General features: G+C 67.1%; 11 protein-coding genes. 6 read left to right on the forward strand and 5 right to left on the reverse strand.

Annotated features, from left to right (window positions below; translation table 11 throughout):
• The 3 genes from A5760_RS23655 to A5760_RS23665 all read right to left on the reverse strand — a co-directional run.
• Positions 1–539 (reverse strand): MlaD family protein (locus A5760_RS23655; RefSeq protein WP_155764443.1); only part of this gene is annotated, 539 nt, incomplete at its 3' end.
• An 11-nt stretch (positions 540–550) separates the two neighbouring features.
• Positions 551–1,414, reverse strand: coding sequence for an MlaE family ABC transporter permease (locus A5760_RS23660; protein WP_064885358.1), 864 nt, complete (start codon positions 1,412–1,414; stop codon positions 551–553).
• A gap of 1 nt (position 1,415) precedes the next feature.
• A complete protein-coding gene (locus A5760_RS23665; protein WP_064885360.1) occupies positions 1,416–2,258 on the reverse strand; it encodes an MlaE family ABC transporter permease in 843 nt (280 codons plus the stop codon).
• A 303-nt stretch (positions 2,259–2,561) separates the two neighbouring features.
• Between A5760_RS23665 and A5760_RS23670 the strand changes: the two genes are divergently transcribed.
• The 5 genes from A5760_RS23670 (at position 2,562) to A5760_RS23690 (ending at position 6,367) form a co-directional block, all read left to right on the forward strand.
• Complete coding sequence (locus tag A5760_RS23670) at positions 2,562–3,194, forward strand: TetR family transcriptional regulator (protein ID WP_064885362.1); 633 nt, start codon at positions 2,562–2,564, stop codon at positions 3,192–3,194.
• A gap of 26 nt (positions 3,195–3,220) precedes the next feature.
• On the forward strand, positions 3,221–3,502 hold the full coding sequence (locus A5760_RS23675) for a phosphoribosyl-ATP diphosphatase (protein ID WP_064885366.1): 282 nt from the start codon (positions 3,221–3,223) through the stop codon (positions 3,500–3,502).
• A gap of 2 nt (positions 3,503–3,504) precedes the next feature.
• On the forward strand, positions 3,505–4,359 hold the full coding sequence (hisG, locus tag A5760_RS23680) for an ATP phosphoribosyltransferase (protein WP_064885378.1): 855 nt from the start codon (positions 3,505–3,507) through the stop codon (positions 4,357–4,359).
• Between the two features lie 119 nt (positions 4,360–4,478).
• Positions 4,479–5,000 carry a hypothetical protein gene (locus tag A5760_RS23685; RefSeq protein WP_064885368.1) on the forward strand — a complete coding sequence of 174 codons (522 nt, stop codon included), beginning with the start codon at positions 4,479–4,481 and terminating at the stop codon, positions 4,998–5,000.
• Complete coding sequence (locus A5760_RS23690; RefSeq protein ID WP_064885370.1) at positions 4,997–6,367, forward strand: FAD-containing oxidoreductase; 1,371 nt, start codon at positions 4,997–4,999, stop codon at positions 6,365–6,367. The genes A5760_RS23685 and A5760_RS23690 overlap by 4 nt, the downstream gene beginning before the upstream one ends.
• Before the next feature lie 164 nt (positions 6,368–6,531).
• On the opposite strand, the gene A5760_RS23695 is transcribed toward A5760_RS23690, so the two are convergent.
• Positions 6,532–7,443, reverse strand: a complete 912-nt coding sequence (locus A5760_RS23695) for a RecB family exonuclease (RefSeq protein WP_064885372.1) — start codon at positions 7,441–7,443, stop codon at positions 6,532–6,534.
• Between the two features lie 74 nt (positions 7,444–7,517).
• Here A5760_RS23695 and trmI point away from each other — a divergent pair, with 74 nt between their 5' ends.
• Positions 7,518–8,363, forward strand: coding sequence for a tRNA (adenine(58)-N(1))-methyltransferase TrmI (trmI, locus tag A5760_RS23700; protein ID WP_064885374.1), 846 nt, complete (start codon positions 7,518–7,520; stop codon positions 8,361–8,363).
• A 59-nt stretch (positions 8,364–8,422) separates the two neighbouring features.
• Here trmI and A5760_RS23705 read toward each other — a convergent pair whose 3' ends face one another.
• The gene (locus A5760_RS23705) at positions 8,423–8,722 is read right to left on the reverse strand and encodes a DUF503 domain-containing protein (protein ID WP_064885376.1); all 300 of its coding nucleotides are present in this window, start codon (positions 8,720–8,722) and stop codon (positions 8,423–8,425) included.
• Positions 8,723–8,898 lie beyond the last annotated feature (176 nt).

Genomic DNA, 8,898 nt, shown 5'->3' on the forward strand with positions numbered 1-8,898 from the left:
GCACCCAGCGCGGCCAGGATCCCCACCGACCTGTCGTCGCGGCCACGCCCCGCGGCGGCGAGCAGATCGCGCAGCTTGCTGACGGTCGTCTGGAACAGGACGGTCGGCAGCCGCTTGTCCTCCAGGATGTGGGCACCGTTGCGGATTTTCACACCGGGGCCGTTGCCCACCAGTTGGACCGACGAGACGGCGAAGACGTTACTGGGCACCACGCGTGCGGTCACGTTGGCCGGAATCGACTTGGCGTAGTCCTCTTTGAGATCGATGTGGACATAGTTGGGCTTGCCGTGGGCCGCGGGCACGACACCGTTGACCATGCCGACGAGTACGCCGTGATATTTGACGTCGGACTTCTGCGGAAGGCCATCGCCCACGTTGACCAGGTCGGCCACCACTCGCACGTAATCGTTCAGTCTGCCAGTGGATTTGACCAACATCGCGGTGGTGACCAGGGCGCTGACCACCACGACCGCAATGCCGATGCCGAACAGCTGCCGGTCCGACGGGCCACGGCCGTCGAGCTCAAAGGAATTGGGCATGTTTTACCGGCCTACCCGCCGAACCTTGCGCCGGAGTCGACGCCCCACAGCGCCATGGTGAGCAGCATGTTCACGATGATCACCACGGTGATGCTGGCCCGCATGCCGTGCCCGGCGGCGACGCCGACGCCCTCGGGACCGCCGCTGGCGTAATACCCGTAGTAGCACTGGATCGTGGACGCGATCCACACGAAGATGACGGCCTTGATCAACGAATAGACGATGTCCTGGCCGGCCAGCATCAGCGTGAAGTAGTGCAGATAGGAACCGGTCGAGCCGCCGCTGCCGATGCCGACCACGACCTGCGTGCTCAAATATCCGATCGCCAGGCAGGCGGCATACAGCGGGACGATTGCCACCACCGACGCGATCAGCCGGGTGGTCACCAGGTACGGGATCGGGCGGATGGCAATCGATTCCATCGCGTCGATCTCCTCGGCGATGCGCATGGATCCCAGTTGAGCGGTGAAGCGGCAGCCGCCCTGCATGGCGAACGCGAGCGACGCCATCAGGGGAGCCAGCTCGCGGGTGTTGACCAACGACGACACGAACCCGGTGGCGGGCCCCAGGCCGAGCAGGTCCAGGAAGTTGTAGCCCTCGATGCCGACGAGGGCGCCGACGGTCATGCCGAGCACGACGGCCACACCCGCGGTGCCCCCACCCACCACGATCGAGCCGTTGCCCCAGGTGATGTTCGACAGCAGCCGCAGGAACTCGGTGCGGTACTGGCGCAAGGCGAGTGGCACGGCGACCAGCGCCCGGACGAAGAAGACGAGCAGGTGGCCGAGCCGGATGATCGGCGCTCTGCCCCGGCGGTAGAGCCGGACGAGCGGCACCGAAATCGGTGCGAAAGGCTGATAAGCGGAGGCCGTCACGTCACAGCCCCGTCCTGGGCGACAACATGATGTAGAGCTGGCTGATGGCGACGTTGACGATCATCAACAGCAGAATCGCCTCGACCACAGCGGCGTTCACGGAGTTCGCGACGCCGGTCGGTCCGCCCTTGGTGGACAAGCCTTTCTGGCTCGACACGATCGCCACGATGGCGCCGAACACGATCGCCTTGATCAGCGCCAAGATCATGTCGCCGGTGGTCGCGAACGACGCGAACGTCGACACGAAGCTGCCCGGCGCCCCGTTCTGGAAGTACACGTTGAACATGTAGCTCGCGAAGAATCCGGCGAAGCACACGACGCCGGTGAGGGCCACGCCGATCATCACTGCCGCGGCGAAACGGGGCACGACCAGGCGGCGGATCACCGAGACGCCCATCACCTCCATCGCATCGGTCTCTTCGCGCATCGTTCGCGAACCCAGGTCGGCGGTGATCGCCGACCCGACCGCCGATGCCATGAGGACCGCGGCCACCAGCGACGCCCCCTGCCGGATGACGGCGAGCCCGCTGGCCGCCCCGGCCAGCGACGTGGCGCCGACCTGGCCGGCCAGCAACGCGAACTGGATGGACAGGGTGACGCTGATCGGCAGCGACACCAGGATCGTCGGCAACACGGCGGTGCCGGCCATGAATGCGCCCTGCCGGACGAACTCCTGCCACTGGAATCGCCCGGTCACGAGGTCGTAGAAGAAGTATTGAGCGGTACGCACACCCAGCACGAACTGTTCACCTACCGTCGTCAGCGACGCGACCGGGTGACGTTTGACGTACCCGACGGACCAGTTCCGGATGGCGGTAACGCCATCAAGCTGTGTCGTCGTCATTGCGGCGTGACCAGCGGTCCGCCTAGCAAACGCATGGCGCAGGTCATCGCATACCAGCTACCGCTTTCATCGGCCCTCTTCCACCCCTAAATCCTGAGTGCCGAGCGGAGGACATGGGCGGCCATCAAACGCTATTCTTATTAAAATAGTGTCAACAAGCGCCAGAACTCCGCAGCTCATCGGTGTGTGCGGCATCACACTAGCCTAGTTGGAAGGCACTTTCAATAGTGTAGAGTCGCTCATCTGAGTTCGTCGCTGGACGGCGCCGTGGGGTTCTGATGTGGGATTGACGAAGGTGATGGCATGCCCTCAGCAAACACCGGTTCGTTGCGGGACCGACGTCGCGCCGAGCTGCTCTCCCACATCCAGCAGACCGCGCACCGGCTTTTCGCCGAACGCGGCTTTGGTGCGGTGACGACCGAGGACATCGCCGAGGCCGCGGGGATCTCCATCAGCACCTATTTCCGGTACGCGCCCACTAAGGAGGGCCTGCTGGTCGATCCCGCCCGGGAGGCGGCCGCCGGGATAGTGCGTTCCTACCGTGTGCAACCGCCAGATGAGTCGCCGGTCGAAGCATTGATTCAGCTCTTTGTGGCGCACGCCAAGGATGCCAGCGAGGCTGACAGCCTCGACACCTGGCGTGATGCCGTCGCAACTGCGCCCCACCTGTTGAGCAAATCCGTGCTGGTCAGCGAAACCGACCACGCCACGCTGATCGAACAGGTCGCTCACCGGATGAATGTCGATGCGGCGGTTGACATTCGACCCGCACTGTTGGTCCACACCAGTTTGGCCACGGTGCAATTCGTCCTCGATGGATGGCTGACCTCGGACATCGCCGAGAGCCCGGCATTTCACGTGCGGTTGGAGGAAGCGCTGCGCATCACGCTCGCCGGATTCGACGGACGAAGCGGCTCAGAACCCAGCCCGGGCTAAACCGCCGTGACTTTGCTCGCCGCCGCGTGAAACAATCGCTGGCCGTGAAGACCTTCGAGGATCTGTTCGCCGAACTGGGCGAGCGCGCCCGTACCCGGCCTGCCGGCAGCGCGACGGTCGCCGCGCTGGACGGCGGCGTGCACGGGCTGGGCAAGAAGATCCTCGAGGAAGCCGGCGAAGTGTGGCTGGCCGCCGAACACGAATCCGACGACGCGCTGGCCGGGGAGATCAGCCAGTTGCTCTACTGGACGCAGGTGTTGATGGTGGCGCGCGGGCTGACGCTCGACGACGTGTATCGGAAGCTGTGACCATGCTGCGGGTTGCGGTTCCCAACAAGGGCACGCTGAGCGAGCCGGCCAGCGAGATCCTCGCCGAGGCGGGCTACCGGCGCCGCACCGATTCCAAGGATCTGACCGTCATCGACCCGGTCAACCAGGTCGAGTTCTTCTTCTTGCGGCCCAAAGACATTGCCATCTATGTGGGTTCGGGAGAACTGGACTTCGGCATCACCGGCCGGGATCTGGTGGGCGATTCCGACGCACCGGTGCGCGAGCGGCTGGCGCTGGGATTCGGCTCGTCGAGTTTCCGCTACGCCGGACCGGCCGGGCGCGACTGGAAGATCGCCGATCTGGCCGGCAAACGGATCGCCACCGCCTACCCCAATCTGGTCCGAAAAGACTTGTCCGGGCGCGGTATTGAGGCAACAGTCATCAGGCTCGACGGTGCGGTGGAGATCTCGATCCAGCTCGGCGTCGCTGACGCCATCGCCGACGTGGTGGGTTCTGGGCGCACCCTGAGCCTGCACGACCTCGTTGCCTTCGGCGAACCGCTGTGCGATTCGGAAGCGGTGCTGATCGAGAGCGACCACAGCAGCAAGTCCGGCACTCAGGCGGCGCGCGATCAACTGGTGGCGCGGATCCAGGGCGTGGTGTTCGGTCAGCAATATCTGATGCTCGACTACGACTGCCCCCGCTCGGTGCAGGACAAGGCTACGGCGATCACGCCGGGGCTGGAGTCGCCCACCATCGCGCCCCTGGCCGACCCGGACTGGGTGGCCATCCGCGCGTTGGTGCCACGTCGTGGCGTCAACGAGATCATGGACGAGTTGGCCGCCATCGGCGCGAAGGCGATCCTGGCGTCCGACATCAGGTTTTGCCGGTTCTGATTGCGCACGCGGTGCAAAACCCACGGCTGTGTTAGCGTCCGCCTCGGGGGACTGCCCTGGTTGGCGTGTGGGCCGTCCCCGCATCGGTCGCCGGCGTTCGTCTCCCAGGAGGGTCTTCCGTGACACACGCGCTTCTTGTCTTGCTGGCTCTACTGATTGGTGTCGTGGCCGGGCTGCGCTCGCTGACGGCGCCCGCCGTCGTCGCCTGGGCCGCGTACCCCGCAGTTCTTGGCTGGATCGATCTGCACGGCACGTGGGCGGGCTGGATGGCCAGCATCATCACGGTGATCATCTTCACCGTTCTCGCCGTGGGCGAACTGATCAACGACAAGCTGCCCAAGACGCCGGCCCGCACCGCGCCGCCGATCTTCGCAGCCCGGATCCTCATGGGCGGGCTCGCGGGCGCGGCCCTTGGCGCGTGGCCGCACTGGACGTTCACCGCGTTGGGTGCCGGCGTCATCGGCGCGGTGCTGGGCACCCTCGGCGGCTACCACGCGCGCAGACGGCTGGTGGCCGCGACGGGCGGCAAGGATCTGCCGATCGCGTTGCTCGAGGACGCCGTCGCGATCGTGGGCGGGTTCGCCATCCTTGCGGCGACGGGTCACGTGCTGACCGAGTACCTGCTGACGGCGGTTAAGTGACGGAGCATTTCGATGCGATCATCGTCGGGGCCGGGCAGGCCGGCCCACCGCTGGCAGGCCGGCTGACCGCAGCCGGGCAGCGCGTTGCGGTGGTGGAACGCAAGCTGATCGGCGGCACCTGCGTCAACACCGGATGCATCCCGACCAAGACGCTGGTGGCCTCCGCGCACGCCGCGCATCTCGCGCGCCGCGGCGCGGACTACGGCGTCGGGACCGGACCGGTCAGCGTCGACATGGCGAAGGTCAAGGCCCGCAAGGACGAGATCATGCTGGGCGACCGCAAGGGCGTCGAGGATTGGCTCGAGGGTATGAACGGCTGCACCGTTTTTCGCGGTCACGCGGTCTTTCAGGATCCGCACACGTTGCGGGTTGGCGACGATATGCTGCACGCCGATCGCATTTTCCTCAACGTCGGCGGGCGTGCGGTGGTGCCCGACATCCCGGGCCTGTCCGATGTCGACTTCCTCACCAACGTGTCCGTTCTCGAACTCGATACGGTGCCAACGCATCTCGTCATCCTCGGGGGCAGCTACATCGCACTGGAGTTCGCGCAGATGTACCGGCGGTTCGGAGCCCGGGTGACCGTCGTGGAACGGGGTCCGCGGCTGGCGTTGCGCGAAGACGAGGACGTCTCGGCCACCGTCGAAGAAATCCTGCGGGCCGAGGGCATTGACATCGTCGTCGGTGCCGACGATGTCCGAATAACCAAGACCGGCAACGGGTTCGAGCTTAATCCTCGCGAGGGTGCCGCGCCCGTTGAGGGGAGTCACCTGCTGCTGGCGGTGGGTCGGCGACCCAACACCGACGACCTCGGGTTGGAAGCGGCCGGGGTGCAGACCGACGCCCGCGGCTACATTGTGGTTGACGACCAGCTCAAGACCAGCGCCGATCACATCTGGGCGATGGGCGACTGCAACGGCAAGGGCGCGTTCACCCACACCTCCTACAACGACTTCGAGATCGTCGCCGCCAATCTGCTGGACAACGAACCGCGCCGGGTGAGCGACCGCATCACCACCTATGCGCTCTACATCGATCCGCCGCTGGGGCGTGCCGGCATGACCGTCGATCAGGCCCGCTCGTCGGGCCGCAACGCGCTGGTCGGCAAGCGGCCGATGACCAGAGTCGGCCGGGCGGTGGAAAAGGGTGAGACACAAGGCTTCATGAAGGTCGTGGTGGACGCCGACACCCGGGAGATCCTGGGGGCCACCATCCTCGGGGTCGGCGGTGACGAGGCCATCCACTGCATCCTGGACATGATGTCGGCCAAGGCGCCCTACACCACGCTGTCGCGGACCATGCACATCCATCCCACCGTCAGCGAGCTGATTCCCACGATGCTGCAGGAGCTCTCGCCGCTCGACTAGTGGCGATCGCAAGCGCGGCGGAGCCGGGCGCAGCGGGTTGCCACCATCGGGCTAGTGGCGATCGCAAGCGCGGCGTAGCCGGGCGCGGCGGGTCGCCACCATCGGGCTAGTGGCGATCGCAAGCGCGGCGGAGCCGGGCGCGGCGGGTCGCCACCATCGAATTGCTAGGCAGCCGGTTCGGTAGGGTGCGAATCAGCCTGTGCGCCAAGAGATTCCGGCCACCCCGGGTAGGGCGGCGGCGTTCCCCCGAACAGCGGGCAATGCTGCTGGTGGGGACACCAGTCGCACAGCCTCGACTGGGTGGGACGGAAATCGCCCGTCTGCCCGGCGGATTGGATGGCCCGCCAGATTGCCATCAGCGTCTTCTCGAACCGCAGCAGCTCGTCGCGTTCGGGCGTGTAGTCCAGCACCTGGCCATCGGCCAGATAGATGAGCCGCAGCCGGGTGGGCTGCACACCGCGTGAACGCAGCAGTGCCACCGCATAGAACTTCATCTGGAACATGGCCTTGAACTCGGCCAGGGCTCGCGCGGCCGGCGGGGCCTTGCCGGTCTTGTAGTCGACCACCCGAAGCTCACCGGTGGCCGCGACGTCGATCCGGTCGATGAAGCCACGCAGCAGGGTGCCGTCGGCCAGCTCGACCTCCACCCGCTGTTCGCAACACTCCGGGTTGAACCGGGTGGGGTCCTCGAGCCGGTAATACCCGGCGAGCAACGCCTGCGCCTCGGCCAGCAGCTGCGTGCGCTGCGCCGGATCCATGTCGGCGGTCAGCTCGGGCGTCTCGGCGATGATCTGGTCCCACGCGGGTTCGACCAGCGACATGGCGGTGTCGGGGCCACGCCGCTCGGCGGGCAGGCCGTAAAGCTGCTGCAGGGCGGCATGGACCAGCGATCCGCGCAGCTGCGCGGCCGACGGCGCCTCGGGCAACCGGTCGATGGCGCGGAATCGGTACAGCAGCGGGCATTGCTTGAAGTCCGCGGCGCGCGACGGCGACAGGGCCGGGCGGTACACCTGCCCCGCCGGGCGCTCCACCGACTGGGGTGCCTCCGGCTGGGGTGCCTCCGGCTGGACGATCATGTCGGCAGCCTAGGACTGGGCGCCGACAACCCCCAAACACCTGCGGCGGCGAGTCGGCTGGCACGCTAGACCGCGTGTCTGTAACCGGCCCGTTCACCGAGGGCGAGCGCGTCCAGCTCACCGATGCCAAGGGTCGGCATTACACGGTCGTGCTTACCGCGGGCGCCGAGTTTCACACCCATCGCGGGGCGATTCCGCATGACGCGGTGATCGGGCTCGAGCAGGGCAGCGTGATCAAGTCCAGCAACAACGCCGTGTACCTGGTGATGCGGCCCCTGCTGATCGACTACGTCATGTCGATGCCGCGCGGGCCCCAGGTGATCTACCCGAAGGACGCCGCCCAGATCGTGCACGAAGGCGACATCTTCCCGGGCGCGCGGGTGCTGGAGGCCGGGGCGGGCTCCGGCGCGCTGACCTGTTCGCTGCTGCGCGCGGTCGGGCCCGAAGGCCGGGTGATCTCCTATGAACAGCGCGCCGACCACGCCGAGCACGCCGAACGCAACGTGTCGGTGTTTCACGGCGGCCAGGCACCCGACAACTGGCAACTGATCATCGGCGACGTCGCCGACTCCGAGCTGCCGGACGGATCCTTCGACCGCGCCGTGCTCGACATGCTCGCGCCGTGGGAGGTGCTGGAGTCGGTCGCGCGACTGCTGATCCCCGGCGGCGTGCTGATCATCTACGTGGCCACCGTCACCCAGCTGTCGCGCGCGGTCGAGGCCCTGCGGGCGCAGCAGTGCTGGACCGAGCCACGGTCCTGGGAGACATTGCAGCGAGGCTGGAACGTCGTCGGTCTCGCGGTCCGGCCGCAGCATTCGATGCGCGGCCACACCGCCTTCCTGATCTTCACGCGACGGCTCGCGCCTGGCGTCGTCGCGCCCGTGCCGTTGGGCCGCAAGCGGGAAGGCCGCGACGGCTAGCGGCGATCGCAAGCGCGGTGTAGCCGGGCGCAGCGGGTCGTCGCCATCGGGGCTAGCGGCTAGGCGAGATCCTCGCTGCGCACCAAGGAACGCCGCACGGAGAGCAGCTCGAACTCGGGATGCGCGGCCACCAGCCGCTCGGCCGCATCGAGGACTTCGACGGCGTGACCGCGGTCGCCGGACACCGTGGCGACGCCGATGCCAGCCCGCCGATACAGCTCATGCGAACCCGTCTCGGCCGCCGACACGCTGAACTTGCGCTGCAACTCGGCGACGACGGGACGAATGACGGACCGCTTCTGTTTGAGTGACCGCACGTCGCCGAGCAACACGTCGAACTCGAGCCAGCCGATCCACATGCCGCCGGTCAACCCGGCGGGTTTTGCTGCTCGGGGGCTGGCTCCGGAGCGGGGGCAGGAGCAGGTTCCGGGGCCGGCGCTGGAGGTGGCGAATGCGCGGGCGGCGGAGACGGTGGTGGTGGCGGTGGCGCTGCGGGCGGCGCTGGTGCCGGGCTGGGTTCGGGTGCGGCCTGCGC

The sequence above is a fragment of the Mycobacterium colombiense genome (assembly GCF_001665835.1).
Classification (GTDB): Bacteria; Actinomycetota; Actinomycetes; order Mycobacteriales; family Mycobacteriaceae; genus Mycobacterium; species Mycobacterium colombiense_A.